The 25,751-nt window shown below is 58.5% G+C and carries 30 protein-coding genes; 20 read left to right on the forward strand and 10 right to left on the reverse strand.

What is annotated here, in order from left to right; translation table 11 throughout:
• The first annotated feature begins 126 nt into the window (after window positions 1-126).
• The gene (ftsB, locus tag CAG47_RS08895) at window positions 127-405 is read left to right on the forward strand and encodes a cell division protein FtsB (protein ID WP_085724514.1); all 279 of its coding nucleotides are present in this window, start codon (window positions 127-129) and stop codon (window positions 403-405) included.
• Window positions 402-1,109, forward strand: coding sequence for a 2-C-methyl-D-erythritol 4-phosphate cytidylyltransferase (gene ispD, locus CAG47_RS08900; RefSeq protein ID WP_085724515.1), 708 nt, complete (start codon window positions 402-404; stop codon window positions 1,107-1,109). Before ftsB ends, ispD begins: the two co-directional genes overlap by 4 nt.
• A gap of 85 nt (window positions 1,110-1,194) precedes the next feature.
• On the opposite strand, the gene CAG47_RS08905 is transcribed toward ispD, so the two are convergent.
• Window positions 1,195-2,094: a LysR substrate-binding domain-containing protein gene (locus CAG47_RS08905; RefSeq protein ID WP_085724516.1), complete on the reverse strand. Its 900-nt coding sequence runs from the start codon at window positions 2,092-2,094 to the stop codon at window positions 1,195-1,197.
• A gap of 107 nt (window positions 2,095-2,201) precedes the next feature.
• On the opposite strand from CAG47_RS08905, the gene CAG47_RS08910 reads away from it, so the two are divergent.
• The 8 genes from CAG47_RS08910 (at window position 2,202) to rpoS (ending at window position 9,418) form a co-directional block, all read left to right on the forward strand.
• A complete protein-coding gene (locus tag CAG47_RS08910) occupies window positions 2,202-3,314 on the forward strand; it encodes an S-(hydroxymethyl)glutathione dehydrogenase/class III alcohol dehydrogenase (RefSeq protein WP_085724517.1) in 1,113 nt (370 codons plus the stop codon).
• Between the two features lie 90 nt (window positions 3,315-3,404).
• Window positions 3,405-4,250, forward strand: coding sequence for an S-formylglutathione hydrolase (gene fghA, locus CAG47_RS08915; RefSeq protein ID WP_085724518.1), 846 nt, complete (start codon window positions 3,405-3,407; stop codon window positions 4,248-4,250).
• A gap of 43 nt (window positions 4,251-4,293) precedes the next feature.
• On the forward strand, window positions 4,294-4,767 hold the full coding sequence (gene ispF / locus CAG47_RS08920) for a 2-C-methyl-D-erythritol 2,4-cyclodiphosphate synthase (RefSeq protein WP_085724519.1): 474 nt from the start codon (window positions 4,294-4,296) through the stop codon (window positions 4,765-4,767).
• The gene (truD, locus tag CAG47_RS08925) at window positions 4,764-5,822 is read left to right on the forward strand and encodes a tRNA pseudouridine(13) synthase TruD (RefSeq protein WP_085724520.1); all 1,059 of its coding nucleotides are present in this window, start codon (window positions 4,764-4,766) and stop codon (window positions 5,820-5,822) included. Before ispF ends, truD begins: the two co-directional genes overlap by 4 nt.
• Window positions 5,810-6,559, forward strand: a complete 750-nt coding sequence (gene surE / locus CAG47_RS08930) for a 5'/3'-nucleotidase SurE (protein ID WP_085724521.1) — start codon at window positions 5,810-5,812, stop codon at window positions 6,557-6,559. Before truD ends, surE begins: the two co-directional genes overlap by 13 nt.
• Before the next feature lie 41 nt (window positions 6,560-6,600).
• Complete coding sequence (locus CAG47_RS08935; protein ID WP_177408955.1) at window positions 6,601-7,236, forward strand: protein-L-isoaspartate(D-aspartate) O-methyltransferase; 636 nt, start codon at window positions 6,601-6,603, stop codon at window positions 7,234-7,236.
• Between the two features lie 211 nt (window positions 7,237-7,447).
• A complete protein-coding gene (locus CAG47_RS08940) occupies window positions 7,448-8,305 on the forward strand; it encodes a peptidoglycan DD-metalloendopeptidase family protein (protein WP_085724523.1) in 858 nt (285 codons plus the stop codon).
• Between the two features lie 105 nt (window positions 8,306-8,410).
• Window positions 8,411-9,418, forward strand: coding sequence for an RNA polymerase sigma factor RpoS (rpoS, locus tag CAG47_RS08945; protein WP_007990225.1), 1,008 nt, complete (start codon window positions 8,411-8,413; stop codon window positions 9,416-9,418).
• Between the two features lie 472 nt (window positions 9,419-9,890).
• Here the strand turns inward: rpoS and fdxA are convergent, their stop codons facing one another.
• Window positions 9,891-10,214 (reverse strand): ferredoxin FdxA, encoded by a 324-nt coding sequence (gene fdxA, locus CAG47_RS08950; RefSeq protein ID WP_085724524.1) that lies wholly within the window; start codon window positions 10,212-10,214, stop codon window positions 9,891-9,893.
• Window positions 10,215-10,356: 142 nt separating this feature from the next.
• Window positions 10,357-12,936 carry a DNA mismatch repair protein MutS gene (gene mutS / locus CAG47_RS08955; protein WP_085724525.1) on the reverse strand — a complete coding sequence of 860 codons (2,580 nt, stop codon included), beginning with the start codon at window positions 12,934-12,936 and terminating at the stop codon, window positions 10,357-10,359.
• 202 nt (window positions 12,937-13,138) lie between these two features.
• Here mutS and CAG47_RS08960 point away from each other — a divergent pair, with 202 nt between their 5' ends.
• From CAG47_RS08960 to recX, 5 genes are all read left to right on the forward strand, one after another.
• Window positions 13,139-13,876: a S24 family peptidase gene (locus tag CAG47_RS08960; RefSeq protein ID WP_085724526.1), complete on the forward strand. Its 738-nt coding sequence runs from the start codon at window positions 13,139-13,141 to the stop codon at window positions 13,874-13,876.
• Window positions 13,877-14,044: 168 nt separating this feature from the next.
• On the forward strand, window positions 14,045-14,386 hold the full coding sequence (locus tag CAG47_RS08965) for a phage holin family protein (protein ID WP_085724527.1): 342 nt from the start codon (window positions 14,045-14,047) through the stop codon (window positions 14,384-14,386).
• A gap of 117 nt (window positions 14,387-14,503) precedes the next feature.
• Window positions 14,504-15,004: a CinA family protein gene (locus tag CAG47_RS08970; protein ID WP_085724735.1), complete on the forward strand. Its 501-nt coding sequence runs from the start codon at window positions 14,504-14,506 to the stop codon at window positions 15,002-15,004.
• A gap of 83 nt (window positions 15,005-15,087) precedes the next feature.
• The gene (recA, locus tag CAG47_RS08975; protein WP_085724528.1) at window positions 15,088-16,146 is read left to right on the forward strand and encodes a recombinase RecA; all 1,059 of its coding nucleotides are present in this window, start codon (window positions 15,088-15,090) and stop codon (window positions 16,144-16,146) included.
• Between the two features lie 8 nt (window positions 16,147-16,154).
• Window positions 16,155-16,622, forward strand: a complete 468-nt coding sequence (gene recX / locus CAG47_RS08980) for a recombination regulator RecX (RefSeq protein WP_085724529.1) — start codon at window positions 16,155-16,157, stop codon at window positions 16,620-16,622.
• Between the two features lie 43 nt (window positions 16,623-16,665).
• On the opposite strand, the gene CAG47_RS08985 is transcribed toward recX, so the two are convergent.
• Window positions 16,666-17,784 (reverse strand): TIGR00730 family Rossman fold protein, encoded by a 1,119-nt coding sequence (locus CAG47_RS08985; protein ID WP_085724530.1) that lies wholly within the window; start codon window positions 17,782-17,784, stop codon window positions 16,666-16,668.
• A gap of 479 nt (window positions 17,785-18,263) precedes the next feature.
• Between CAG47_RS08985 and CAG47_RS08990 the strand changes: the two genes are divergently transcribed.
• Window positions 18,264-18,458, forward strand: coding sequence for a hypothetical protein (locus tag CAG47_RS08990; RefSeq protein WP_085724531.1), 195 nt, complete (start codon window positions 18,264-18,266; stop codon window positions 18,456-18,458).
• On the opposite strand, the gene CAG47_RS08995 is transcribed toward CAG47_RS08990, so the two are convergent.
• The gene (locus CAG47_RS08995; RefSeq protein WP_085724532.1) at window positions 18,459-18,881 is read right to left on the reverse strand and encodes a quorum-sensing-regulated virulence factor family protein; all 423 of its coding nucleotides are present in this window, start codon (window positions 18,879-18,881) and stop codon (window positions 18,459-18,461) included.
• A gap of 188 nt (window positions 18,882-19,069) precedes the next feature.
• Here CAG47_RS08995 and CAG47_RS09000 point away from each other — a divergent pair, with 188 nt between their 5' ends.
• The 3 genes from CAG47_RS09000 to CAG47_RS09010 all read left to right on the forward strand — a co-directional run bounded on the left by CAG47_RS09000 (window position 19,070) and on the right by CAG47_RS09010 (window position 21,136).
• The gene (locus CAG47_RS09000; RefSeq protein WP_085724533.1) at window positions 19,070-19,828 is read left to right on the forward strand and encodes a tRNA-uridine aminocarboxypropyltransferase; all 759 of its coding nucleotides are present in this window, start codon (window positions 19,070-19,072) and stop codon (window positions 19,826-19,828) included.
• Between the two features lie 217 nt (window positions 19,829-20,045).
• Window positions 20,046-20,696: a response regulator transcription factor ErdR gene (gene erdR, locus CAG47_RS09005; protein ID WP_085724534.1), complete on the forward strand. Its 651-nt coding sequence runs from the start codon at window positions 20,046-20,048 to the stop codon at window positions 20,694-20,696.
• 77 nt (window positions 20,697-20,773) lie between these two features.
• On the forward strand, window positions 20,774-21,136 hold the full coding sequence (locus CAG47_RS09010; protein WP_085724535.1) for a diacylglycerol kinase: 363 nt from the start codon (window positions 20,774-20,776) through the stop codon (window positions 21,134-21,136).
• Here CAG47_RS09010 and CAG47_RS09015 read toward each other — a convergent pair.
• Complete coding sequence (locus CAG47_RS09015; protein ID WP_085724536.1) at window positions 21,133-22,059, reverse strand: LysR family transcriptional regulator; 927 nt, start codon at window positions 22,057-22,059, stop codon at window positions 21,133-21,135. The two genes, CAG47_RS09010 and CAG47_RS09015, sit on opposite strands and share 4 nt — an antisense overlap.
• Window positions 22,060-22,210: 151 nt before the next feature.
• Between CAG47_RS09015 and fpr the strand changes: the two genes are divergently transcribed.
• Window positions 22,211-22,990 carry a ferredoxin-NADP reductase gene (gene fpr, locus CAG47_RS09020; protein ID WP_003443014.1) on the forward strand — a complete coding sequence of 260 codons (780 nt, stop codon included), beginning with the start codon at window positions 22,211-22,213 and terminating at the stop codon, window positions 22,988-22,990.
• A 172-nt stretch (window positions 22,991-23,162) separates the two neighbouring features.
• Here fpr and tsaA read toward each other — a convergent pair whose 3' ends face one another.
• The 4 genes from tsaA to CAG47_RS09040 all read right to left on the reverse strand — a co-directional run bounded on the left by tsaA (window position 23,163) and on the right by CAG47_RS09040 (window position 25,717).
• On the reverse strand, window positions 23,163-23,861 hold the full coding sequence (gene tsaA, locus CAG47_RS09025; protein ID WP_085724537.1) for a tRNA (N6-threonylcarbamoyladenosine(37)-N6)-methyltransferase TrmO: 699 nt from the start codon (window positions 23,859-23,861) through the stop codon (window positions 23,163-23,165).
• 33 nt (window positions 23,862-23,894) lie between these two features.
• Window positions 23,895-24,365, reverse strand: a complete 471-nt coding sequence (locus CAG47_RS09030) for a DUF1456 family protein (RefSeq protein WP_085724538.1) — start codon at window positions 24,363-24,365, stop codon at window positions 23,895-23,897.
• 75 nt (window positions 24,366-24,440) lie between these two features.
• Complete coding sequence (locus tag CAG47_RS09035) at window positions 24,441-25,151, reverse strand: rRNA pseudouridine synthase (RefSeq protein WP_085724539.1); 711 nt, start codon at window positions 25,149-25,151, stop codon at window positions 24,441-24,443.
• A gap of 92 nt (window positions 25,152-25,243) precedes the next feature.
• On the reverse strand, window positions 25,244-25,717 hold the full coding sequence (locus CAG47_RS09040; protein WP_085724540.1) for a GNAT family N-acetyltransferase: 474 nt from the start codon (window positions 25,715-25,717) through the stop codon (window positions 25,244-25,246).
• Between the last annotated feature and the right edge of the window lie 34 nt (window positions 25,718-25,751).

The raw sequence follows: 25,751 nt of genomic DNA on the forward strand, positions 1-25,751 counted from the left end.
GCTACAGCGACGATTTTGCCACTAATCTGATGCCTTATAAGCACAAGCCTGGTTCTTCCAGGCTTCGTGCTATCAGAAGCTTCATGTTTGGCATGGCTGTCTTTTTCACTGGATACCCGATATTCGATGCGCAGTCCCAATTGGTTGTTCCTCATCCTGCTTTTGTTGCTGGCTGGCCTGCAGTACCGCCTGTGGGTGGGAAATGGCAGCCTGGCGCAAGTGGCCGAGTTGAATCAGCAGATTGCGGACCAGCATGCCGAGAACGAGGCACTGCTGGAGCGCAACCGGGTGATGGACGCCGAAGTCAGTGAGTTGAAAAAGGGCATGGAGACCGTTGAAGAGCGGGCTCGTCATGAGTTGGGCATGGTCAAGGACGGTGAAACCCTTTACCAGTTGGCGCAATGACCCAGACGCTACCGGCCTTCTGGGCCGTTATTCCTGCCGCGGGCGTCGGTGCCCGTATGGCCGCGGACCGCCCCAAGCAATACTTGCAACTGGGCGGGCGCACTATTCTCGAACACAGCCTCGGCTGTTTCCTCGATCATCCAGGCCTGAAAGGTTTGGTGGTCAGTGTCGCTGTTGACGATCCTTATTGGCCGAACCTGGCGTGTGCCAGTGATCCGCGCATTGCCCGGGTCGAGGGCGGTTCCGAACGTTCCGGTTCGGTGCTCAATGCGTTGCTGCACCTGCATGCGCAGGGCGCTGATGATGAGGATTGGGTACTGGTTCACGATGCCGCGCGACCGAATCTGGCCCGAGATGATCTCGATAAATTGTTGGGTGAACTGGCGGATGATCCGGTCGGTGGATTGTTGGCGGTGCCGGCGCGGGATACGCTCAAGCGGGTCGACAAGCACGGTCGTGTGGTCGAAACCGTGGATCGCAGCGTGATCTGGCAGGCCTACACGCCGCAGATGTTCCGCCTCGGTGCGTTGCATCGGGCCTTGGCGGACAGTCTGGTGGCGGATGCGGTGATCACCGATGAAGCATCCGCCATGGAATGGGCAGGCCAGTCGCCGCGCCTGATCGAAGGTCGCTCCGATAACCTGAAGGTCACTCGCCCCGAGGATCTCGACTGGTTGCGTCAGCGCTGGGCCAATCGCCGCTGATCCGTGTGGGAGCGGGCTTGCTCCGGGCGGCGTTCCGACGAAAGCGGTGGTCCAGTCAGTCAACTATTACTGGCACTCCAACGATCTACTGACCTCGATATTCCGGCCTTTCAGCCAACCCCGCCTTCAAATAATCCACCAGTTTTCTCACCTTCGGCGACAAATGCCGTTGCTGCGGATACAACGCCCAAACCGCTGTGTTCGGTGGTTGATGCGCCTCCAGCAACGAAATCAACGCGCCGCTATGCAAATGCTCCAGTACGTAATAGTCCGGTAACTGACACAGACCTACACCCTGTAGCGCGGCATCCAGTACTGCTTGCCCACTGTTGCAGCGCCAGTTTCCCTGCACCCTTTGCGAAAATTCCCGCCCGTTTTGTTCCAGTTGCCAGAGATCCGAGCTGCCGATGAGGCAATTGTGGCGGCTGAGTTCCGACAGGCTGTGCGGCCGGCCATAGCGTTCAAGGTAAGAAGGGGATGCGCAGAGATACATACGCCTTGGTGCGAGACGGGTGGCGACCAGCCGCGAATCCTGCAAGCGTCCGAGGCGGATCGCCAGGTCCAGGCCGTCATGGACCAGGTCGAGTTGGCGGTTGGTCAGCTCGATGTCGACTCGCAGTTGTGGATACAAACCCATGAAACGGGTCACCAGCGGCACGATGAAGCGTTCACCGTAAGCCACGGCGCACGTCATGCGCAGCATGCCCTTGGGCTCGCTGGTCAAGTCGCCGACCGCGCGCAGCGCTTCCTCGCGGCCGTCCTGCAAGCGTTGGCAATGTTGCAGGAAGGTTTGTCCGGCCTCGGTCAGGGCGACCCGGCGAGTACTGCGGTAGAGCAACCGGGTTTGCAGGCGCTCTTCGAGGCGTACGATTTGTCGACTGATATGGGAGGAAGAAACTCCCAGGCGTTCCGCCGCCGCGGTGAACTGGTTGCACTCGGCTACGGCGACAAACTCGTCGATCCCTTCCCAGCGGTTTTCGGACATCGATGATTATCCCTGTGTGGCAATAATATTTTGCATTTGACCCGATTATTCATCGTTGGGCCCCGTATTACACTCCCTGTCTCGTTTTTATTCACTGGAGAGCCACCATGATCAAATCGCGCGCCGCCGTTGCCTTCGAGGCCAAGAAACCTCTGGAGATCGTTGAAGTCGATGTCGCCATGCCGAAAGCGGGTGAAGTGTTGTTGCGCGTGGTGGCCTCCGGTGTTTGCCATACCGATGCCTACACGCTGTCCGGCGCTGATCCGGAGGGTATCTTCCCGTCGATCCTGGGCCATGAAGGTGGTGCGATCGTGGAAGCGATTGGCGAGGGCGTGACGTCCGTTGCGGTCGGCGACCATGTGATCCCGCTTTACACCCCGGAATGCCGTAAGTGCAAATTCTGCCTGTCGGGCAAAACCAACCTGTGCCAGGCGATTCGCGCCACTCAGGGCAAGGGTTTGATGCCGGACGGCACATCACGTTTTTCCTACAAGGGCGAAACAATTTTCCACTACATGGGGACGTCCACGTTTTCCGAGTACACCGTCCTGCCGGAAATCTCCGTGGCGAAGATCGCTAAAGAAGCGCCACTGGAAAAAGTCTGCCTGTTGGGCTGCGGCGTAACCACCGGCATCGGTGCGGTGCTCAACACCGCCAAGGTGAAACCGGGCGATACCGTGGCTATTTTCGGCCTTGGCGGCATTGGTCTGTCGGCGGTGATTGGCGCTGTGAAAGCCAAGGCTGCGCGCATCATTGCCATCGACATCAACCCGGCGAAATTCGAAATCGCCAAGCAACTGGGTGCAACCGATTGCGTGAACCCGAAAGACTTCGATCGTCCGATCCAGGAAGTCATCGTTGACATGACCGATGGCGGCGTCGATTTCTCCTTCGAGTGCATCGGTAACGTACAACTGATGCGCGCGGCACTGGAGTGCTGCCACAAGGGTTGGGGCGAGTCGGTCATCATCGGTGTTGCCGGTGCCGGCCAGGAAATCGCCACCCGTCCGTTCCAGTTGGTCACTGGCCGCGTCTGGCGCGGTTCGGCGTTCGGTGGCGTACGTGGTCGTACCGAGTTGCCAAGCTATGTGGAAATGGCCGAGACCGGCGAGATTCCGCTGGATACCTTCATCACCCACACCATGGGCCTGGAAGATATCAACAAGGCATTTGACCTGATGCATGAAGGAAAAAGCATCCGCTCCGTCATTCATTTCTAAGAAGCAGTGGTGAGCTGCAAGCTGCAAGCTACAAGTGAGCACGCCTCTCTTGCAGCTTCAGGCTTGCGGCCTGTCACTGGGAGAACTCCCATGACTCTGGAAAACATCTCCTGCCAGAAAAGTTTTGGCGGCTGGCACAAGCGCTATCGCCATCGCTCGGAAGTCCTCGGCTGCGACATGGTGTTCGCCGTGTACCTGCCTCCGCAGGCGGAGCAGGGCGGCAAGCTGCCGGTGTTGTACTGGTTGTCCGGCCTGACCTGCACCGACGAGAACTTCATGCAAAAGGCCGGCGCCATGCGCATGGCCGCTGAGTTGGGGCTGATCATCGTCGCACCGGACACCAGCCCTCGCGGGCCTGATGTGCCGGGCGATCCGGATGGCGCCTGGGACTTCGGCCTCGGCGCCGGGTTCTATCTGAATGCCACCCAGGAACCCTGGTCGCGTCACTATCGGATGCATGACTATGTCGTGCAGGAATTGCCGACATTGGTCGAAGCCCATTTCCCGGCGTCGGACAAGCGCGGCATCAGTGGTCACTCCATGGGTGGCCACGGCGCACTGGTCTGTGCCTTGCGCAATCCGGGGCGCTATCTGTCGGTGTCGGCGTTCTCGCCCATCAACAATCCGATGGATTGCCCGTGGGGACAGAAAGCCTTTTCCCGTTATCTGGGCGAGGACCGTTCGAAATGGCGCGAATGGGATGCCTGTGTGTTGATTGCCGAGGCCGAAGAAAAGCTTCCATTGTTGATCGACCAGGGTGACCGCGACGATTTCCTCGCCAATCAGCTCAAGCCGGACGCCTTGCAGCAGGCGGCCAAACTGGCCGGTCATCCGCTGACGTTGCGACTGAAACCTGGCTATGACCACAGCTATTTCTTTATCGCCAGTTTCATCGATGAGCACTTGCGGCATCACGCGCATGCTCTAGGTGCCTAATGCAGGTAGAATCACGCCCTGACAAAAATCGGGGCGTTTTTTTATGCGTATTGGCCACGGCTATGATGTGCACCGTTTCGCTGAAGGCGATTTCATCACTCTGGGCGGCGTGCGCATTGCACACAGCTTCGGGTTGCTCGCTCACTCTGACGGTGACGTCCTCTTGCATGCCTTGAGCGATGCCTTGCTCGGCGCCGCGGCGTTGGGCGACATCGGCAAGCATTTCCCGGATACCGATCCGCAATTCAAGGGCGCCGACAGCCGTGTACTGCTGCGTCACGTCGTCGCGCTGGTCCATGCCAAAGGCTGGAAAGTCGCTAACGTCGATAACACCATTGTCGCCCAGGCGCCGAAAATGGCCCCGCATATCGAATCGATGCGCGCGCTGATTGCCGCGGATCTTCAAGTAGAGTTGGATCAAGTGAACGTGAAAGCTACCACCACCGAAAAGCTCGGCTTTGTCGGTCGCGAAGAAGGCATTGCCGTGCACTCCGTTGCCTTGTTGCTGCGCGCATGAACGAACTGCAATTGCTCGGCCCGCGGGCCTATGGTGAAGCCTTGGGTACTGCGGTACTCAAAGCCATCGCGGAAGATTTCCAGGTCGACGAAGTTCTCGACATTCCCCTGAGTGGCGAGGGCGAACACCTGTGGATCTGGGTGGAAAAGCGCGGTCTGAATACAGAAGAGGCGGCACGGCGGATTGCCAAGGCTGCGGGTGTGCCATTGCGCACCGTCAGTTATGCCGGGCTCAAGGATCGTCAGGCGTTGACTCGCCAGTGGTTCAGCGTGCAGTTGCCGGGCAAGGCCGACCCTGATCTGTCGGCTGCGCAAAACGATACGCTGAAGATCCTCAAGACCGCTCGCCACAAGCGCAAGCTGCAGCGCGGTGCGCACTCGGCCAACGGTTTTACATTGCGCCTGACGCAATTCGCTGGCGACAAGTCAGCCATTGAAGAGCGTCTGCAACTGATCGCCAAACAAGGCATCCCCAACTATTTCGGCGCCCAGCGTTTCGGCCATGACGGCGGTAACCTGGTCGATGCTCGCGCCTGGGCCGCGCGCAAGGCCTTGCCGGAGCAACGCAATGTGCGTTCGCGCCTGCTTTCCACGGCGCGCAGTTTTCTGTTCAATCAGGTACTGGCCGCACGTGTCGCCGATGGCACCTGGCAGCGTGCCCAGGTCGGCGATCTGCTGGCGTTCACCGACAGCCGCAGCTTTTTCCCGGCAGGCGAAGCCGAATGCAGCGACCCGCGCCTGGCGATTCTCGACTTGCACCCGACCGGTCCGCAGTGGGGTGAAGGTGACTCACCGGCCATGGGCGTTGTCCATGAACTGGAGCAGGCGATTGCCGCACGCGAAGCGGACCTTCGCGATTGGTTGACCAGCGCCGGAATGAGCCACGAACGTCGCATCCTGCGGCTGCCCATTGGCGGGTTGACGTGGCATTATCCCTCGCTGGACATTCTGCAACTGGAATTCGTCCTGCCGGCCGGATGCTTCGCCACCGTATTGGTGCGTGAACTTGTTGATCTGGTGCCGGTGGGGCAGACGGACAGCCCATGCGTATTCTGATTTCTAACGACGATGGGGTAGCCGCACCCGGTCTCGCCGCGCTTTATGCTGCGCTGGCGGATTACACCGAGTGCGTGGTTATCGCCCCGGACCAGGACAAAAGCGGCGCCAGCAGTTCGCTGACGCTCGACCGTCCATTGCACCCGCAAACCCTGGCCAACGGCTTTATCAGCGTTAATGGCACTCCAACCGATTGCGTGCACCTGGGCCTCAACGGCCTGCTGGAGCGCGAAGCGGACATGGTGGTTTCCGGTATCAACCTGGGGGCGAACCTGGGAGACGATGTGCTGTATTCCGGTACGGTGGCGGCGGCGCTCGAGGGGCGTTTCCTGAATCACCCATCGTTTGCCTTTTCGCTGGTCTCACGCCAGGTAGAGAACCTTCCCACGGCGGCCCATTTCGCGCGCAAACTGGTCGAAGCCCATGCTGACCTGAATCTGCCACCGCGTACGGTACTGAACGTGAACATTCCCAATTTGCCGCTGGACCGTATCCGCGGTATCCAGCTGACTCGCCTGGGGCATCGCGCCCGAGCCGCGGCACCGATGAAGGTGGTGGATCCGCGGGGCAAGTCCGGTTACTGGATCGCAGCGGCCGGGGATGCCGAAGACGGCGGCCCGGGTACGGATTTCCATGCGGTAATGCAGGGTTATGTTTCGATCACGCCACTGCAACTGGATCGCACGTTCAATGATGCCTTCAGAAGTCTGGATGGCTGGCTGGAGGGGCTGCGCTGATGGGGCGTGAACAAGACGATATGCTGCGTAGCGGTATTGGCATGACCTCCCAGCGAACCCGGGAGCGGCTCATCCAGCGCTTGTACGAAGAGGGTATCTCCAACGCCAGGGTGCTGGAGGTCATTCGCCGGACCCCGCGTCACCTGTTCGTCGACGAAGCCCTGGCGCACCGTGCCTATGAAGACACCGCGCTGCCGATCGGCAATAACCAGACCATCTCCCAGCCTTATATGGTGGCGCGCATGAGCGAGCTGCTGCTGGAGGCCGGTCCCCTCGACAAGGTGTTGGAAATCGGCACCGGATCGGGCTATCAGACGGCGGTGCTGTCGCAACTGGTCGAGCGTGTGTTCTCGGTCGAACGCATCAAGGTACTGCAGGATCGGGCAAAGGAGCGTCTGGTCGAACTGAACCTGCGCAACGTGGTGTTCCGCTGGGGCGATGGTTGGGAGGGCTGGCCGGCACTGGCGCCGTACAACGGAATTATCGTCACGGCAGTGGCGACCGATGTACCCCAGGCTCTGCTGGACCAGTTGGCACCGGGAGGCCGAATGGTGATCCCGGTCGGGGCGGGCGAAGTCCAGCAATTGATGCTGATCATCCGCGAGGAACAAGGTTTTTCCAGGCATGTTCTGGGGCCGGTGCGCTTCGTGCCATTGCTCAATGGGCCACTGGCCTGAGCATTTGTTTCGGCGCGCTGAATTCTCCTCGATTGCCTTTGTCTTACAGCGGCATCGCTCGGTTAAACGGGATTCATCGTCAGGCAGCAAACGTGTGCGCGATACCGATTCGCCACATTGAAGGTAAAGCGTGCGCGGCCCGTTATACTTGCGACAGTTCATGCCGGACACCGGCATTTCACATTTTCAGCCACCACAGAGGGAGCGGCGGGTGAGTCTCACAGTCATTGCGCAGCGTATGGGTAAAACGAGCTTTCAGCGCCTGGTGACTGGCCTTGTCTTGAGCACCTTGCTGGTCGGTTGTTCCAGCAACAAATCCAGCGATGTACGTGTCGTGGATCGCAACAATGCCGCGCCTCCGCGCCCGGCCGTGACCACGGGACAATACGTTGTCCGTCCCAAGGACACCCTGTTCTCCATCGCTTTCCGTTACGGCTGGGACTACAAGGCCCTGGCGGCGCGCAACAACATTCCTGCGCCTTACACGATCCATCCGGGTCAGACGATTCGCTTTGATGGTCGCACCGATTCAACGTCGACGGCGGTGGTCAGTTCGTCCAGTTCATCGCCTTCGTCGTCGAGTAAAACCACAGTCATTCGTCGTTCGGCAAACGGTACGACCACCAGTACAACGACGGTTGTACCGTCCGTCGCGAACAAGCCTGCACCCGCCCCATTGCCCCCTCCCGGGCCTGCCCCGACCGGCTGGGGATGGCCATCTAATGGCATTCTGATTGGAAAATACTCTTCAAACGGTAGTTTGAATAAAGGAATTGATATCGCCGGAGATTTGGGACAGCCTGTTTTAGCTGCGTCTGATGGGACTGTGGTATACGCCGGGAGTGGCTTAAGGGGCTACGGCGAATTAGTGATCATCAAACACAGTGAAACCTACGTCAGTGCCTACGGACATAACCGCAGGCTGTTGGTTCGGGAGGGGCAGCAGGTCAAGGTCGGACAGACAATTGCCGAAATGGGGTCAACGGGTACAGACCGGGTGAAACTGCATTTTGAGATTCGCCGCCAGGGTAAACCTGTAGATCCGCTGCAATTCCTGCCACGTCGTTGATCGCTTACCAGCCTGTTCCGTCGCGTAGAGGGGACAGGCTCCAGCGTTGCCAGGGAAAAAGGCGCCGCCAGAGCTTGAGGTCGAACTCACCAAAGGACTATAACAATGGCTCTCAGTAAAGAAGTGCCGGAGTTTGACATCGACGATGAGGTTCTCCTGATGGAGAGCAGCATCGATACGGATTCGATGTCGAATGATGAAGGGGCAGCTCCACCTTCCGTTCGTGCCAAATCCAAACACTCCGCATCGTTGAAACAACACAAATACATTGACTACACGCGGGCACTCGATGCCACGCAGCTGTATCTCAATGAAATTGGTTTCTCTCCCCTGTTGTCACCCGAAGAAGAAGTTCATTTTGCGCGCCTGTCGCAAAGTGGCGATCCGGCCGGGCGCAAACGCATGATTGAAAGCAACCTGCGGCTGGTGGTGAAAATCGCCCGGCGCTACGTCAATCGTGGGCTGTCGCTGCTGGACCTGATCGAAGAGGGCAACCTCGGCTTGATCCGGGCGGTGGAGAAGTTCGATCCGGAACGCGGTTTCCGCTTCTCGACCTATGCGACCTGGTGGATTCGTCAGACCATCGAACGTGCAATCATGAATCAGACCCGGACCATCCGGTTGCCGATCCATGTGGTCAAAGAGCTGAACGTGTACCTGCGGGCCGCGCGGGAGCTGACGCAAAAACTCGACCATGAACCCTCACCCGAAGAAATCGCCAACCTGCTGGAAAAACCGGTGGGAGAGGTCAAGCGCATGCTCGGCCTTAACGAGCGAGTTTCCTCGGTCGACGTCTCGCTGGGTCCGGATTCGGATAAAACCCTGCTTGATACCCTGACTGATGATCGCCCAACCGATCCATGCGAACTGTTGCAGGACGACGACCTGTCCCAGAGCATCGATCAATGGCTCTCGGAACTGACCGACAAGCAACGCGAGGTGGTCGTACGCCGCTTCGGCCTGCGCGGTCATGAAAGCAGCACCCTTGAAGACGTCGGCCTGGAAATCGGCCTGACCCGTGAGCGGGTCAGACAGATTCAGGTGGAAGGCTTGAAGCGGCTGCGCGAGATCCTGGAAAAAAATGGTCTGTCGAGTGAGTCGCTGTTCCAATAAGGCGGCCACGGCGATGGCAAAAACCCCGACTGGTTCGGGGTTTTTTATTGTCTGGTCTCTGGAGTGGGTCAGCTCGGAATATTGGTTTCCTGCTGTAAGCCCTGGCTTACTCTTGCGTAAGTGTTCGTTATTTTTACACCCTGCCAGTCGTCTATGCTGTGCGTTTTGTGTCTATATCTCTATGATTTATATGGGTATTTTTTATTATTAATGATGTGTGACAGTTGGGATTCGCGCCAAAGGGCGATTGATCGTGAAGGGAAAAGCTCTAGTATTCATCTGGTGTCGACGGACAGACACGCCCTTCAAGGATGAGGGGGGGAATGGACATCGCAGGATGCGATTCATCAGGACGATGAAAAGGAATACAGGGAATAGGGAAAAAATGTGGGCGGGTCAAACCGCCCCTTTTTTTTGCCCGCAGAAAAGCAAAAAGGCCCTTGTGGGGCCTTTTTCGCGAACGCGGGGGTAATCAGCGTTCGAGATTTGCGATCTTGCCTTGCTTGCCGTCCCATTCTGCGGAGTCGGGCAGCGGATCCTTGCGCTCGGTGATGTTCGGCCAGATTTCAGCCAACTCAGCGTTCAGCTCAATGAAGTTTTCCATGCCGGCTGGGACCTCATCTTCAGAGAAGATAGCCACGGCAGGGCATTCAGGTTCGCACAGTGCGCAATCGATGCACTCATCCGGGTGGATCACCAGGAAGTTCGGGCCTTCGTAAAAGCAGTCCACCGGACAGACTTCTACGCAGTCGGTGTACTTGCACTTGATGCAGTTGTCGGTGACGACGAAGGTCATTTCTAATTTTCTCCTCAGGCGCGGCTTGCTGCGCCCCTTCTCGTAGGGGTCGCCAGGTTCGGGAGCGATAGTCTGCTGGCCAGGCTATTAGCCAGCAGCCTCCCAAACCGCGCGAGATTCTAACAGCTTGCAAGCCGCTGCGTTAGATCCGTGTCTTTAGTGTATAGAGCATTTCGAGAGCATGACGTGGCGTCATGTTGTCCAGATCCAGTTTGGCCAGGTCATCCAGGACCGGGTGTGGCAGGCTGGCAAACATATCGCTTTGCTGCGGAGCAGCCGGTTTACCCTTGGTGGGCACAGGCGCCTCGTGGGGCAGGGCGGTGTCTTCCAGGCGGCTCAAATGCTCGCGGGCCCGGGTGATCACTTCACTCGGTACGCCTGCCAGCTGCGCAACGGCCAGGCCGTAACTCTGGCTGGCAGGTCCGGGCAGTACGTGGTGCAGGAACACGATGCGCTCGTTGTGCTCGGTGGCGTTGAGATGCACGTTGGCTACCAGTGGCTGGGCCTCCGGCAGGACAGTCAGTTCGAAGTAGTGGGTGGCGAACAGCGTGTAGGCACGCAGATGCGCCAGGCGCTCGGCCGCCGCCCAAGCCAGGGACAGGCCGTCGAAGGTGCTGGTGCCGCGTCCGACTTCGTCCATCAGCACCAGGCTGCGTTCGGTGGCGTTGTGCAGAATGTTGGCGGTTTCGCTCATTTCCACCATGAAGGTAGAACGCCCGCCGGCCAGGTCGTCGCTGGAACCGATCCGGGTGAAGATGCGATCGACCAGCGACAACTCGCAACTGGCCGCCGGCACGAAGCTGCCGATGTGCGCCAGGAGCACGATCAATGCGGTCTGACGCATATAGGTGGATTTACCGCCCATGTTCGGACCGGTGATCACTAGCATGCGCGTGTGGTCGTCCAGGCTCAGGTCGTTGGCCACGAATGGTGTGGTCAGCACTTGCTCGACCACCGGGTGGCGCCCCTGGCTGATGCGCATGCACGGTTCGCTGACGAAGCGTGGGCAGTTCAGGTCGAGGTTCAGCGCACGTTCTGCCAGGTTGCTCAAGACGTCCAGTTCGGCGAGGGCGCCGGCGGTGTCCTGCAGTGGCGGCAGCTGGCTGATCAGGTCTTCGAGCAGCGCATCGTAAAGCATCTTCTCGCGGGCCAGGGCGCGGCTCTTGGCTGACAAAGCCTTGTCTTCGAACGCCTTGAGTTCCGGTGTAATGAAGCGTTCGGCGCCTTTGAGCGTCTGGCGGCGAATATAGTCGGCCGGTGCCGATTCCGCTTGCTTGCTCGGCAGTTCGATGAAGTAACCGTGGATGCGGTTGTAACCGACCTTCAGATGCGACAGACCGGTGCGGGCCTTTTCCCGTGCCTCGAGGTCGATCAGGAATTGTCCGGCGTTTTCGCTGAGCGACTGCAATTCGTCGAGTTCGCTGTCGTAGCCGGTTTTCAGCACGCCGCCATCACGAATGACTGCGGGTGGGTTGTCGATGATGGCTTTTTCCAGGAGTGCCGCCAGTTCCGGGTAGGTGCTGGTAATGGTGGCAAGTTGCTGGAGATGCGGGGCTTCGAGCTCCGTCATTGCCACTTGCAGTGCAGGCAGTGCGCCGAGGGCGTCACGCAAGCGGGCGAGGTCGCGGGGGCGGGCATTGCGCAGGCCGATCCGCGCAAGAATCCGCTCGATGTCACCGATCTCCTTGAGCTGCGGTTGCAGTCTTTCAAAGCGGTAACCGTCGAGCAGGCACGTGATCGAGGTCTGGCGCGCCAGCAGCACTGTCAAGTCCCGTAACGGGCGATTCAGCCAGCGGGTCAGCAGGCGACTGCCCATGGCGGTCTGGCAGCGGTCCACTACCGATTGCAGGGTGTTGTCACGGCCCCCGGCCAGGTTGGTGTCGAGCTCCAGGTTGCGACGGCTGGCGCCATCGAGCACCACGGTGTCATCCAGGCGCTCATGACGCAGGCTGCGCAAATGAGGCAAGGCGGTGCGTTGGGTTTCCTTGGCGTAGGCCAACAGACAACCGGCGGCGCCGATCGCCAGGGTCAGGGTTTCGCAGCCAAAGCCCTTGAGGTCCTGGGTCGAGAATTGCTGGCACAGGCTTTTGAGCGCCGAATCGCGTTCGAAATCCCACGGCGCACGGCGACGCACGCCACGGCGTTTCTCCGCCGGCAAGTCCTTTGGCCAGTCATCCGGGATCAGCAATTCCACCGGATTGACCCGCTCCAGTTCCGCCAGCAGATTTTCCCAACCCTTGATTTCCAGCACGCTGAAGTTGCCGCTGGTGATGTCCAGTACCGCTAGGCCGAACAGGCGCTCATCACCCAGGACGGCGGCGATCAGGTTGTCGCGACGCTCATCCAGCAGTGCCTCGTCACTCACCGTGCCCGGCGTGATGATGCGCACGACCTGCCGCTCCACCGGACCTTTGCTGGTGGCCGGGTCGCCGACTTGCTCGCAGATCACCACCGACTCGCCCAGCTTCACCAGTTTTGCCAGGTAACCCTCGGCGGCATGGTAGGGAATCCCGCACATCGGAATCGCCTGCCCGGCCGACTGCCCGCGGGCGGTGAGCGTGATGTCCAGCAACTTGGCGGCCTTCTTCGCGTCTTCATAGAAGATCTCGTAGAAGTCGCCCATGCGGTAGAACATCAACTGGTCCGGGTGCTGGTTTTTCAGGCGCCAGTATTGCTGCATCATCGGGGTGTGGGAGGACAGGTCGGAGACGGCTTTATTCATCGGATTGTCAGGAAGCTCGTTGAAAGAGGTGGGGCAAAAGCGGGGGCAACGGCCGGGCTTTTCCGCGATGGGCGCAAGGTTACCATGGGCGCTCTGCATGACGCAGGCACCACGGTCGGATGACATCTTTTGCGATGCAAAAATCATGTTATGCATCGACTATGCAATTCGGCATTTGTCTTCTTCGAAAAGAACAAGCAATATGCGCATTATGCAAAAACGCAACGTATCAACTGTCTTGAGAGTATTGCTCGATCAGCACGGGATCTCCCCCACGGAGCTTCACCGTCGGACCGGCGTGCCTCAATCCACGCTCTCGCGCATTCTCAGCGGGAAGATCGTCGATCCTTCGGATAGGCACATTTCGAAAATTGCCGACTATTTTTCCGTGAGCACCGACCAGTTGCGAGGTCGCGCAGATGTCACCATCAATGCAGGGCGTGCCCAGATCCATTCTGAACTCAAGGATATAAGTCTGTGGGACGACGATACCCCTGTCGATGACGACGAGGTATCGGTCCCCTTTCTTCGCGAGGTTGAATTGGCCGCTGGATCAGGAAGATTCGTCATCGAAGAAAGCGAGCGCTCCAGCCTGCGCTTTGGCAAGCGAAGCCTGCGCCATAACGGTGTGCAGTTCGACCAGGCCAAATGCGTGACAGTGCGCGGCAACAGCATGTTGCCGGTACTGCGCGATGGCGCCACGGTCGGGGTCAATGCCGGCAAGTGCGGCATTGGCGATATCGTTGACGGCGACCTTTATGCAATCAATCACAATGGTCAATTGCGGGTGAAGCAACTGTATCGCCTGCCGACCGGGATTCGCCTGCGCAGCTTCAACCGCGATGAACATCCTGACGAAGATTACACCTTTCAGGAAATCCAGGAGGAGCCGATTGTTATCCTCGGGCATGTCTTCTGGTGGGGCATGTACGCCCGTTAATGCCTTTGCGTCCAGATAAAACCCGCTTGTCGTGCGGGTTTTTTTTCGTGTGCTGAAAGCATTGGATTGTCTTTTTCGTTGCGTTTGTGCATTGACTGAGTATGCATTGATGCATAATCTTGTTGCCTATTCATTCAAGGCATGACCGTTCGCTCAAGGAGGCATGAAATGACCGCGGAGCAGTATGCGTTGCTGGACATGCCTCTTTGGCTGCTCATTCTCTTGCCAGCTCTCGGTGGTATTGCTGGTGAAATGTGGCGTGCCGACAAAGACGGCGTTCGTGGCTGGGTCCTTGTCCGGCGCCTGTGCCTGCGGTCTGGCTCGAGCATGATCTGCGGCGCCTCGGTCATCATGCTGCTGCATGCCGCCAATGTTTCCATTTGGGCTGCTTGTGCGGCTGGTTGTTTGGCGGCGATGTCCGGGGCAGACGTAGTTCTCGGGTTATATGAGCGTTGGACCGCCAAGCGCCTGGGGATCGGTCATGCCCCGTCCGGTGACGTCGAGGATTGATTCCTCGGCAGGCCTTCCCCAGAGCCTCCGTTTCTGTGCATTTTGATCGTTCCAGTCGCTTGCAAGTGCGGTCTGCTGGTGTACGGTTAACCCATCCCGCCCCATCAGGAGATGACCGTGAAAGTAATCACCCAGCTCGCCGCTGACCTTGGCAGGCAATTGCAGATTCTCAATGCCCATGTTTCCACGGCCGAGTCCTGTACGGGAGGTGGGATCGCCGAGGCGATCACACGAATTCCGGGCAGCTCGGCGTGGTTCGAGGCCGGTTATGTCACTTATTCCAATCTGCAGAAGAACCTGCAGCTGGATGTCCCGGTGGAATTGTTCACCCGGGTGGGGGCGGTCAGTCGCGAGGTGGTCGAAGCAATGGCCAGGGGCGCGCAGGAGAAAAGTCGAGCGTATTTTTCCGTGGCGGTCAGCGGCGTGGCCGGGCCGGACGGCGGCTCGCCGAGCAAGCCAGTGGGCACGGTATGGCTGGCCTGGGGCGTGGGCGAGCGATTGTTCAGCGAGGTGCAACACTTCTCCGGTGACCGCGACGAGGTGCGCCGACAAACGGTGAAGGCCGCGCTAGAGGGGCTGCTGCGGTATGCCGCGGCAGAAATCTCAAATCAGGGGTAGGCGATCGGGAATCGCTGTGGAATAATACTGGCTACTTATACAGGTGTTGGCCGTCAGGCCTTATTGATTACGTGAGGACTTTAATGGACGACAACAAGAAGAAAGCCTTGGCTGCGGCCCTGGGTCAGATCGAACGTCAATTCGGCAAGGGTGCCGTAATGCGTATGGGCGATCAGGACCGTCAGGCGATCCCGGCCATTTCCACTGGCTCTCTGGGTCTGGACATTGCTCTCGGCATCGGCGGTCTGCCAAAAGGCCGTATTATTGAAATCTACGGTCCTGAATCTTCCGGTAAAACCACGCTGACCTTGTCCGTGATCGCCCAGGCTCAAAAAGCCGGCGCGACTTGCGCATTCGTCGACGCCGAACACGCCCTCGACCCTGAGTACGCCGGCAAGTTGGGCGTGAACGTTGACGACCTGCTGGTTTCCCAGCCAGATACCGGCGAGCAGGCCCTGGAAATCACCGACATGCTGGTGCGTTCCAACGCAGTTGACGTGATCATCGTCGACTCCGTGGCCGCCCTGGTGCCAAAGGCAGAAATCGAAGGCGAAATGGGTGACATGCACGTGGGCCTGCAAGCCCGTCTGATGTCCCAGGCGCTGCGTAAAATCACCGGTAACATCAAGAACGCCAACTGCCTGGTGATCTTCATCAACCAGATCCGCATGAAAATCGGTGTGATGTTCGGTAGCCCGGAAACCACCACCGGTGGTAACGCACTGAAGTTCTACGCATCGGTTCGTCTGGACATCCGTCGCACTGGCGCAGTGAAAGAAGGTGATGAAGTCGTCGGTAGCGAAACCCGCGTCAAGGTTGTGAAGAACAAGGTGGCCTCGCCGTTCCGTCAGGCCGAGTTCCAGATTCTTTACGGCAAGGGTATCTATCTCAACGGTGAGATGATCGACCTGGGTGTTTTGCACGGTTTCGTAGAGAAGTCTGGTGCCTGGTATGCCTACAACGGCACCAAGATCGGCCAGGGTAAAGCCAACTCGGCCAAGTTCCTGGCGGATAACCCGGAAGTCGCAGCAGCGCTCGAGAAGCAACTGCGTGACAAGCTGTTGTCCCCGGCATCGGTAGCGGACGCCAAAGCGTCTGCGGTCAAAGAGACCGAAGACGACCTGGTTGACGCTGATATCTGATCGAAGTGATGACTGCCGCACTCGATACACTCGTCGCGGTGCGGCGAACCGCAATGGACCTGCTCGCTCGACGCGAGCACGGTCGTGTCGAGCTGACGCGTAAACTGCGTCAGCGCGGCGCCCTCCCTGAAATGATCGAAACAGCACTCGACCGGTTGACGGAAGAGGGGTTGTTGTCCGAAGCCCGTTACCTCGAAAGCTTCGTTTCCTACCGCGCACGTTCCGGTTATGGCCCTTTGCGGATTCGTGAAGAGTTGAGCCAGCGCGGCTTGCTGCGTACAGATATTGAACTTGCTCTGCGTGAGAGCGGTATCGACTGGCAGGAGCAAATGGCCGATACCTGGCGACGCAAGTTCTCCGGTCAATTGCCAGCGGACGTCCGGGAGCGAGCCAAACAGGGCAGGTTTCTGGCGTATCGTGGATACTCCATGGAAATGATCAACCGCCTGTTCAGTGGGCGAGGGATGGACGATTGAACTGAAACGGCCCGCTATTTCGATAGCGGGCCGTTTTTTTGCCTCACGTCACCTTTGACGGTTCCCGTGTGCGCTGTTGCACCTGGGGTTTTGTTTGTGCCCAGTTTTCCGGCAGGTTGATGTAGTCCACAAGCTCGCGCAGGCGACCATGATTGCGGGCGTTGAAGTTGAAGACCAATCGCACCAGATGGCTGAACTCGGCTTCATCGTGCTCTTCACTGCTGTAGACATGCTGATGGAAGTGATCGCTCAGGCACAGATCGGCGAAATCTTCCTGCATATGTTCGAGTGCGTGGTCGCTGAGTGTGTGATTCATGCGAATCAGGAACTGGTGCTTGAGCCAGCGACTGGAGTGGAAGTTGCTGTAGAACTGGTTGATGTGCTCTACCGCTTCCTCGACGTTGTAGACCAGTTTCACCAGCTTCATGTCAGTGGGCAGGATGTAGTGGTTTTCCTCCAGTTGCTGATGAATGAAGTCCAGTGCGCCTTGCCAGAATTTGCCGTCCGGCGTGTCCAGTAGCACCACTGGTACCAATGGGCTCTTGCCAGTCTGGATCAGTGTCAGCACTTCCAGCGCTTCATCCAGTGTGCCAAAGCCACCCGGGCATAGCACCAGGGCATCGGCTTCCTTGACGAAGAACAGCTTGCGGGTGAAGAAGAAGTGGAAGGGCAGCAGGTTGGTCGTGCCGTCGACAGTGGGGTTGGCATGCTGCTCGAAGGGCAGGGTGATGTTGAACCCCAGGCTGTGTGCCAGGCCGGCCCCCTCATGGGCGGCGGCCATGATGCCGCCACCGGCACCGGTGATCACCATCATGTCCGAGCGCGCCAGCGCAGCACCGAGTTCCCGGGCCATGTTGTAGAGCGGATGTTCCATGGGGGTGCGGGCCGAGCCGAAAACAGTGACCTTGCGCCGGTCCTTGAATTGTTCGAGTACGCGGAAAGCCTGCTCCAGTTCGCGCAGGGCTTGCAGGGTGATTTTGGCATTCCAGCGGTTGTGGTCTTCCTGGGCCATGCGCAGCACGGTCAGGATCATGTCGCGGTAGATCGGGATGTTCGGACTGTTGGGGGAAATCAGCTTGAGTTGTTCTTCGACCTTGCTGATGAGGTCGTGGCCGCTTTCTTCAAAATGACGGCTCAGGAGGTCATTTGGTTGGTAAGGCATTCAACTTCTCCTTCTGCACAGAACCCTCGGCCCGACAACGTGCGTCGATGCCACGACACTCCATGTGTCGCTGTCTGCCCTGGCCCATGCCTGGGCGATCTACTTGACCCGACAGGTATCGGATCATCCAAACAGGCTCTGTTTTTCCTTGAATGAAAGAAACGTTCGCATAACACGACAAGCGACGGCCAGCCTCTTTCCGGCCCTGAAAATGAACGTGGATACCCTGAAATCCAGACCTTCGCGGTAATTTGCGCTGCCTTGATCATTGCGCCACAAAGTCTTTCCTGGCAACCGCTTATTGACGATTTACAAGGTGGTTTCACCATTCGTCTGAACGTCCGTCGCATGTGCTGCACTCTGATTTACTAAGTTACAGGTGTCACACGACAACTTTGCGTCTACGGCAGGGCGCACGGTACATGCGTTTTAAGGATTTATCGCTCAAACATGAGTGAAGTGCAGGGAGGCGGGAAACCATGGCCAGAGTCATTCTGGAGATCGATACGCAGCTGTATCGATTGCTGAAGTCGTCAGCCGAGACCAATCATTTGAGTCTCGAGGAGGAGTGCTGCCGACGATTGCGTGGCGGTGAACGTCGTTCGCACTACTTGCAGGCGCTGCTTGCAGAATTGCGCGCCGAAGATGAACAGCGACGCGCCAATTCTCGGTGATTACTTTTTCTTCTTGGTCGGTTGCAGGCAATCCGATTCCTGGAAGCTTGCGGAGCCGACCGGGCGGTTGGTTTTGACCTCGGTGAAGTCGTAACGCATGATCGCGCCCTTGGCCATCAGCTTGCGAAACCCTTCGTTTCTGCAGACAGAAGCGCCCAGTTGGAAGTACACGGCTTTCGGGTCGGCGCGCATCTTGTCGGCGTGGCTGCTCTGCACGCTCAGATGGTTGATCAGCTGTTTGCCTTCAACGGTGTAGCCTTGATCGAGTATGTCTTCGTTGATCGCTCGTGGAGTGCCGACGCTGCTCTGGATGGCGACGTTTTGCAGCATTTTGTTCAGTTCCGTGTCTTTCAAGGACGCGGCCTGAGCGTTGAGGGACGACGCCAGCAAAATGGCCGCGGTAGGAACGATAAGGCGCAGCATGAAACTCTCCTGGTTCAGTGATGGGGGTTTGACCCGTCACGTGACTGTGCGTTCAGTGGCGGCGAATTATAGGGGAGGCGGGCTGGACGGTACAGGCTTGCACCGGGCGGTCTGGTAAACTGCTGGCACTTTTTACCCTGTCGAGTGTTCTTCGTGTGGATTTCCCTTCTGAGCGAGTGTTGCCCGCTATGAGCGATACCCCCTCGCGCTTTGCCTTGAATGCCGTAGCCCGCTTGCGCGACCAGCGCGAGGAGGAGGGTATCAAGCCGATTCAGGCCCGTGGCTGGCGTGCGCCGCGTTGCCGAGACTGCCGGGTGATCGAGAGCCACTGCCTGTGCGCATGGCGTCCGCAGGTCGCGACCCGCTCCGGCGTATGCCTGATCATGACCAACAAGGAAGTGTTCAAACCGAGCAACACCGGTTGGCTGATTGCTGACGTGGTACCTGACAACCATGCCTTTATCTGGTCCCGCACCGAGGTCGATCCGAAGTTGCTGGCGCTGTTGTCCGACCCTCAATGGCAGCCCTACCTGGTGTTTCCAGGTGAGTACGTCGAGCCTGAGCGTGTGACTGACAGTGTGGATGTCGATGACACGAAGCGCCCGTTGTTCATTCTGTTGGACGCGACCTGGACCGAAGCACGGAAGATCTTTCGCAAGAGTCCCTATTTCGACCGTTTGCCGATCCTCAGCCTGCTCCCGGAGAAACTCTCTCGTTACCGCCTGCGCCGCTCGACCCGCAGCGAACACCTGTGTACGGCGGAAGTGGCGGCGCTGTGTCTCGATCTTGCAGGCGACGAAGCCGCCGCCTCGGCGCTGGATGCCTACTTCGATGTGTTCAGCCAGCATTACCTGGATGCCAAGCATCAGTTGGACATGAACGTTTCGACCCCGGCGCATGCCGAGTTGATGCCCTATGTTCAGTCGGTCACCCCGTCGGTTGAATGATTGTTGCGCATACGGCAATAAAGTGTCCCGGCCATGCTGCTTGACCACCCCGGTTTCGCTGGGCATGCTGGGCGCCGATTAGGGTGCGGCCAGAGTTTGCAACGCGTTTTTTGCGTTGAGCGTACCTTTTCATTACCGCTTGGCGGCTGTGCCTTGAGTCATTTTGGCGAGGTCCGAATGCATCGGGCGTCCCATGATAAACAGGATCATTTGAAAGATGGCCACATACGAAATCCTGATTGCCGATGACCACCCACTTTTTCGCAGTGCCTTGCACCAGGCGCTGACCCTGGGCCTCGGTCCGGATGTCCGCCTGGTGGAAGTGGCGAGCATTGCCGAACTGGAAGTTCGCCTGACGGAAAAATCCGATTGGGATCTGGTTCTGCTGGATCTGAACATGCCGGGGGCCTACGGGTTCTCCGGGCTGGTCCTGCTGCGCGGCCAGTACCCACAGATTCCGGTGGTCATGGTCTCGGCCCAGGAAGAGCCGACCATCATGGTCAAGTCTCGTGAGTTCGGTGCCAGTGGCTTCATTCCCAAATCCAGCGACCTGAGTGTGATCCAGAAAGCCGTGCGTGCGGTCCTTGACGGCGACGCTTGGTGGCCACCGCAGGCGTTCGAAGCGGTCAGCGTTTCGCAAGAGGCCAAGGCAGCCAGCGAAGGTCTTGCCAGCCTGACTCCACAGCAGTTCCGGGTGCTGACCATGGTTTGCGAAGGCCTGCTGAACAAACAGATCGCCTACGAGTTGAATGTTTCCGAAGCGACGATCAAAGCGCACGTGACCGCGATTTTCCGTAAACTGAATGTGCGGACCCGGACCCAGGCCGCGCTGCTCTTGCAACAACTTGAGTCAATTTCCAGTCATTGAAGGCTGGTAACTTCACACTTTTTTGACTTTGGTTGAACTAGCTTTCCCACTTCTTTTTTGTCAGTTGCCCACTCTATATGTCACCTTTCAAAGGCCAGACCGGCCTGAAACGTATTCTCAATGCCTCCGGTTATTCGCTGGACGGTCTGCGCGCTGCCTTCACCGGTGAAGCCGCCTTTCGGCAACTGGTATTGCTCAACGTCATCTTGATTCCCTTGTCGTTCTTCCTGAATGTCAGCCGGGTTGAACAGGCATTGTTGATCGCCGTCTGCATGCTGGCATTGATCGTCGAGTTGCTCAACTCGGCAGTGGAAGCGGCCATCGACCGCATTTCCCTTGAGCGACACCCGCTGTCCAAGAACGCCAAGGACATGGGCAGCGCCGCCCAGTTCGTGGCCTTGAGCATGATTGCCCTGGTGTGGGCGGTGATTCTTCTCTAAGCGATCGTCGGCAGCACGATCTCGTCGCTGCGCTGAACCCCGGCGGTGAAGGCGCGGCACAGGTCGAGGAACTCGCGCATCGCCGAGGTCTGATATTTCTGTTTATGCCAGATGAAGTAAAACTGTCGCGCCAGATCCAGGTCCGGTGTCTCGACAGGTACCAGGCTGCCGCGGCGGAATGCGTCGCGCAAAGCCAGCCTGGAAATACAGCCAATCCCCAGACCTGACTCGACCGCGCGCTTGATCGCTTCGGTGTGTTCAAGCTCCAGGCGGATATTCAAAGAAGAGCGGTGATGGCGCATGGCTTGATCGAAGGTCAACCGTGTGCCGGAACCCTGTTCGCGCAAGATCCATGCTTCGTGACTCAATTCGTCCATGGTCGCCGTGCCGCGCTTGGCCAGCGGATGCTGAGGGGCGCAAAACACCACCAGTTCGTCCTCGACCCAGCTTTGAACTTCGATGTCCGGGTGGCTGCAATCGCCTTCGATCAGACCCAGATCAATTTCATAGTGGGCCACTTGGTGCACGATATTGGCAGTGTTCTGCACGTGCAGTTTCACTTGGCTTTCCGGATGGCGCTGCATGAAGCTGCCGATCAGCAGGGTGGCCAGGTAATTGCCGATGGTCAGGGTTGCGCCTACGGCCAGCGAGCCGAACCCCGACTTGCCGTTGAGCAGGTCTTCGATCTCCTTGGCCTGATCCAGCAAGGCCACTGCCTGGGGCAGTAGCTGTTTGCCAAGCGCGTTGAGGCTCAGGCGTTTGCCGGCGCGGTCGAACAACTGGCAACTGCACTGACGCTCCAGTTCGGTGATCGAGGTACTCGCCGCCGATTGCGAGAGGTTGAGCAGGCTCGCAGCACGGGATACGCTTTCCTGCTGGGCGACTGCGACGAATACTTGAAGTTGACGGAGAGTAAATCGCATATCGATATAACCGATAACCCTTATCTTAATAATCCATTTAACAGATATTGTCTCTGCCTTTAGAATGCGTTGCAATTGCGCAGAGCTCCGCTCTCTTTCCTAGAGCGCACGCAGAGCAGGCGCAGATCATATTCCCAGGAGTCCCACGTACATGAGCAACATGAACCACGAGCGTGTCCTCAGTGTTCACCACTGGAACGACACTCTGTTCAGCTTCAAGTGCACCCGTGATCCGGGCCTGCGCTTCGAGAACGGTCAGTTCGTGATGATCGGCCTGCAACAGCCCAATGGCCGCCCGCTTATGCGCGCTTACTCGATTGCCAGCCCGAACTGGGAAGAGCATCTCGAGTTCTTCAGCATCAAGGTGCCTGATGGTCCGCTGACTTCGCAGTTGCAGCATCTGAAGGAAGGCGACGAGATCATCATCAGCAAGAAGCCTACCGGCACGCTGGTACTGGATGACTTGAAACCTGGAAAACATTTGTACCTGCTCAGCACCGGTACCGGTCTGGCGCCGTTCATGAGCGTCATCCAGGACCCGGAAACCTACGAGCGTTTCGAAAAAGTGATCCTGTGCCACGGCGTGCGTTACGTCAACGAAGTCGCTTACCGCGAGTTCATCACCGAGCACTTGCCGCAGAACGAATTCTTCGGCGAAGCACTGCGTGACAAGTTGATCTATTACCCGACCGTGACTCGCGAGCCGTTCGAGAACGAAGGCCGCCTGACTGACCTGATGCGCAGCGGCAAGCTGTTCAGCGACATCGGCCTGCCACCGATCAACCCGCAGGATGACCGCGCCATGCTGTGCGGCAGCCCGAGCATGCTCGACGAAACCAGTGAAGTGTTGAACAGCTTCGGCCTGAAGGTTTCGCCGCGGATGCGTGAGCCGGGTGACTACCTGATCGAGCGAGCATTCGTCGAGAAGTGACCGCAGGTCACCTTGTAGGAGCGAGCACGCTCGCGATGGTCGTCAACGATAACGCGGGAAGCCTGGCACCCCGCGGTGTTTTCAGATTCATCGCGAGCATGCCGCAAGCGGGCACCCGCTCCTACAGAAAATCCAAAAAGCCCGAAAATTCGGGCTTTTTCGTTTCTGGCATTCAGCTTTTCGCGGGAATGACTTCCAGCACCCGTATCAGCTCCGGTGCCGGATAGTGCCAGCGCACATCCAGATCCCAGAACTGCGCACCGTATTCCCGCTCGGGCGCAGGTGTTTGATAGGCCGGGCGTGGATCCTGCGCCAGACATTGCTCGATCAGCTCAACCAAAGGCTCTTCCAGGCGCTGGGCATGCCCGTGAGCCTGTTGCAGCGCTGCATCCGTCCACTGCACGGGAATCAGCTGCGGCGCGGCGCTGGCGATGTCATTGGAGGCTGTATCGATGATGTCGGCGTAGGGCACATAGGGTTTGATATCGAGAATCGGTGTGCCATCCAGCAGGTCTATGCCGGATATCCACAAGCGATTGGCCTCGACCCTGTCCAGTTTCACCACTGACTGGCCAATGCCATTGGGCCGGTGTGTCGCACGGGTGGCAAACACCCCCATGGATTTGTTGCCACCGAGGCGAGGAGGGCGGACTTTCAGTCGTGGCTTCTCTTCCAGGGCTTGATGAAACAGGAACAGCAGCCAGACATGGCTGACCTGTTCCAGTCCTTGCACCGCATCGCCCTGATCGAATGGCGCCACCAATTCCAGAACACCGCGTGCGGCCGGGGCCAGTTGCGGCTGGCGCGGAATGGCGAATTTCTCCTTGAAGCAGGAGCGCACGAAGCCGATGGGAGAAACGCTGTAGGTCATGGTTTGCGGTCGAGGTGGGACAGGGGCGGGCATTTACTGCGGACGAACGCGCAGGGTCAGGCCCTTGAGGAAATTGCGCAGCAACTGGTCGCCGCACGGGCGATAGTTGGTGTGGCCGAACTTGCGGAACAGCGCGCTCAGCTCAGGTTTGGACACCGGGAACTCGACGGCCTTGAGGATCGCGTGCATGTCGTCTTCTTTCAGTTCGAAAGCCACCCGCAGTTTTTTCAGGATGATGTTGTTGGTCACTGGCACTTCGATCGGCTGTGGTGGACGGCTTTCGTCCTTGCCGCGCTTGAAGATCACCAGGCCGTCGAGGAAATGCGCCATGACTTCGTCCGGGCAACGTACGAAACCTTCCTCGTCTTCCTCTTTTTTGTCGAGGTAGGCCACCACGTCCGCCAGGATCACGTCCATGCCGCCGAGCTTGATGATTTCGATGACTTTCTTGTCGCTGATGTCGAGCATGTAGCGCACGCTGCGCAGTACGTCGTTATGAATCATGTGTGCAGTCCTGATATTCAGCTGTGGGCGTCGCGACCGGGCGCGACGCCGAAATGTTTGGCGGCGAGAAAAGCCTTAGAACTTCTCTTTGCCGGACAGGTAGCGCCATTGCCCCACTGGCACTTTGCCGATGGATACGCCGCCGATGCGGATGCGACGGATGGCGACGACCTTCAGGCCGACCGCCTGGCAAAGCAGGGCGATGATGCCCGGCTGCGGGTTCTTCATGGCAAAGCGCAGGCGGTTCTCGTTCTGCCAGCTGGCCTTGACCGCGGGAAACTCCTTGCCCTTGTAGCTCAGGCCGTGGTTCAGGCGGTTCAGCCCGTGATCCACCATCTCGCCTTCAACCTCGACCACATACTCTTGTTCGATCCTGCTGGAGTCGGCAGTGAGTTTGCGCAGGACTTTCCAGTCCTGGGTGAATACCAGCAGGCCGCTGGCGTTGGCCTGCAGGTCGGTGCTGGCGGTCAGGCGCAGGAAGTGCCCGCGCAATGGGCGCTTGCCGTAGCGGTGTTCTTCGCTCAGGGTTTCGGCGCGCAGGGTGGTCATGGCGGTATCCGCGTCCATGCCAGCGGGGACGTTCAGCAGCAGGGTCACCGGTTCCGGCGCGGTGGCCTTGGCCTCTGGATCAAGCTCGACTTTCTGGGTGTCGACCTTGAATTGCGGCTCGTCGATGACCTCGCCGTCGACGGTCACCCAGCCACCCTCGATGAACAGCTCAGCCTCCCGACGGGAACAGCCGACGAGTTCGATGAGGCGTTTGGAGAGACGAATCGGGTCAGTCATGTCAGGGCCGTAACAAAAAGGGGGTGGGCATTGTACCTGCCTGGCGCCGGTTAAGCCCGGTTCCATTTCAATGCATGGTCTTTTGTGGTGTATCAGCCATTGCGCGTGAGTTTTTCGGCCTGACGCAAGCGCATGTGCAACAACGGATACGGCTGGCCCATGCCATCGACTTCCGAGCGACCGATGACCTCGAAACCCTGTTTGAAGTAAAAGCCGAGGGCCTGTGGGTTCTGTTCGTTGACGTCCAGTTCATCGGCGTTCAGGTGTTCCAGGGCATAGTGCAGCAATTTCTTGCCCAGGCCCTGACCGCGATGGTCGGGGTCGATGAACAGCATTTCGATCTTGCCGGCCGCGACGCCGGCGAACCCGGTGATGCGCTGGCGGGAGTCCTTGGTGCAGATCAGCATCACCGAGTCGAGGTAGCGAGTCAGCACCAGGTTTTTCAACAGTTCGATGTAGCTGTCCGGCAGAAAGTCGTGGGTCGCGCGTACCGAGGCCTCCCAGACCCGAGTCAATTCTTCGTAGTCGCCGAGTTTCGGCGTATGGATGACCGAATGCTGACGCATGCCCGTCTGTCTCTTGTGCAGTGGTTGATAGGAA

It is taken from the genome of Pseudomonas sp. R37(2017) (assembly GCF_002113375.1).
Classification (GTDB): domain Bacteria; phylum Pseudomonadota; class Gammaproteobacteria; order Pseudomonadales; family Pseudomonadaceae; genus Aquipseudomonas.

Bases quoted from the DNA above. Each gene is read 5' to 3' on its own strand.
- tsaA (WP_085724537.1), bottom strand. From the start codon at position 23,861: ATGACCTACAGCGTTTCTCCCATCGGCTTCGTGCGCTCCTGCTTCAAG.
- rpoS (WP_007990225.1), top strand. From the start codon at position 8,411: ATGGCTCTCAGTAAAGAAGTGCCGGAGTTTGACATCGACGATGAGGTT.
- CAG47_RS08990 (WP_085724531.1), top strand. From the start codon at position 18,264: ATGGCCAGAGTCATTCTGGAGATCGATACGCAGCTGTATCGATTGCTG.
- recA (WP_085724528.1), top strand. From the start codon at position 15,088: ATGGACGACAACAAGAAGAAAGCCTTGGCTGCGGCCCTGGGTCAGATC.
- CAG47_RS09015 (WP_085724536.1), bottom strand. From the start codon at position 22,059: ATGCGATTTACTCTCCGTCAACTTCAAGTATTCGTCGCAGTCGCCCAG.
- fdxA (WP_085724524.1), bottom strand. From the start codon at position 10,214: ATGACCTTCGTCGTCACCGACAACTGCATCAAGTGCAAGTACACCGAC.
- CAG47_RS09030 (WP_085724538.1), bottom strand. From the start codon at position 24,365: ATGATTCATAACGACGTACTGCGCAGCGTGCGCTACATGCTCGACATC.
- CAG47_RS09000 (WP_085724533.1), top strand. From the start codon at position 19,070: ATGAGCGATACCCCCTCGCGCTTTGCCTTGAATGCCGTAGCCCGCTTG.
- truD (WP_085724520.1), top strand. From the start codon at position 4,764: ATGAACGAACTGCAATTGCTCGGCCCGCGGGCCTATGGTGAAGCCTTG.
- CAG47_RS09010 (WP_085724535.1), top strand. From the start codon at position 20,774: ATGTCACCTTTCAAAGGCCAGACCGGCCTGAAACGTATTCTCAATGCC.
- ftsB (WP_085724514.1), top strand. From the start codon at position 127: ATGCGCAGTCCCAATTGGTTGTTCCTCATCCTGCTTTTGTTGCTGGCT.
- fpr (WP_003443014.1), top strand. From the start codon at position 22,211: ATGAGCAACATGAACCACGAGCGTGTCCTCAGTGTTCACCACTGGAAC.
- fghA (WP_085724518.1), top strand. From the start codon at position 3,405: ATGACTCTGGAAAACATCTCCTGCCAGAAAAGTTTTGGCGGCTGGCAC.
- CAG47_RS08910 (WP_085724517.1), top strand. From the start codon at position 2,202: ATGATCAAATCGCGCGCCGCCGTTGCCTTCGAGGCCAAGAAACCTCTG.
- CAG47_RS09040 (WP_085724540.1), bottom strand. From the start codon at position 25,717: ATGCGTCAGCATTCGGTCATCCATACGCCGAAACTCGGCGACTACGAA.
- CAG47_RS08965 (WP_085724527.1), top strand. From the start codon at position 14,045: ATGACCGCGGAGCAGTATGCGTTGCTGGACATGCCTCTTTGGCTGCTC.
- CAG47_RS08985 (WP_085724530.1), bottom strand. From the start codon at position 17,784: ATGCCTTACCAACCAAATGACCTCCTGAGCCGTCATTTTGAAGAAAGC.
- CAG47_RS08935 (WP_177408955.1), top strand. From the start codon at position 6,601: ATGACCTCCCAGCGAACCCGGGAGCGGCTCATCCAGCGCTTGTACGAA.
- CAG47_RS09035 (WP_085724539.1), bottom strand. From the start codon at position 25,151: ATGACTGACCCGATTCGTCTCTCCAAACGCCTCATCGAACTCGTCGGC.
- surE (WP_085724521.1), top strand. From the start codon at position 5,810: ATGCGTATTCTGATTTCTAACGACGATGGGGTAGCCGCACCCGGTCTC.
- erdR (WP_085724534.1), top strand. From the start codon at position 20,046: ATGGCCACATACGAAATCCTGATTGCCGATGACCACCCACTTTTTCGC.
- recX (WP_085724529.1), top strand. From the start codon at position 16,155: ATGACTGCCGCACTCGATACACTCGTCGCGGTGCGGCGAACCGCAATG.
- CAG47_RS08960 (WP_085724526.1), top strand. From the start codon at position 13,139: ATGCGCATTATGCAAAAACGCAACGTATCAACTGTCTTGAGAGTATTG.
- mutS (WP_085724525.1), bottom strand. From the start codon at position 12,936: ATGAATAAAGCCGTCTCCGACCTGTCCTCCCACACCCCGATGATGCAG.
- ispD (WP_085724515.1), top strand. From the start codon at position 402: ATGACCCAGACGCTACCGGCCTTCTGGGCCGTTATTCCTGCCGCGGGC.
- ispF (WP_085724519.1), top strand. From the start codon at position 4,294: ATGCGTATTGGCCACGGCTATGATGTGCACCGTTTCGCTGAAGGCGAT.
- CAG47_RS08905 (WP_085724516.1), bottom strand. From the start codon at position 2,094: ATGTCCGAAAACCGCTGGGAAGGGATCGACGAGTTTGTCGCCGTAGCC.
- CAG47_RS08995 (WP_085724532.1), bottom strand. From the start codon at position 18,881: ATGCTGCGCCTTATCGTTCCTACCGCGGCCATTTTGCTGGCGTCGTCC.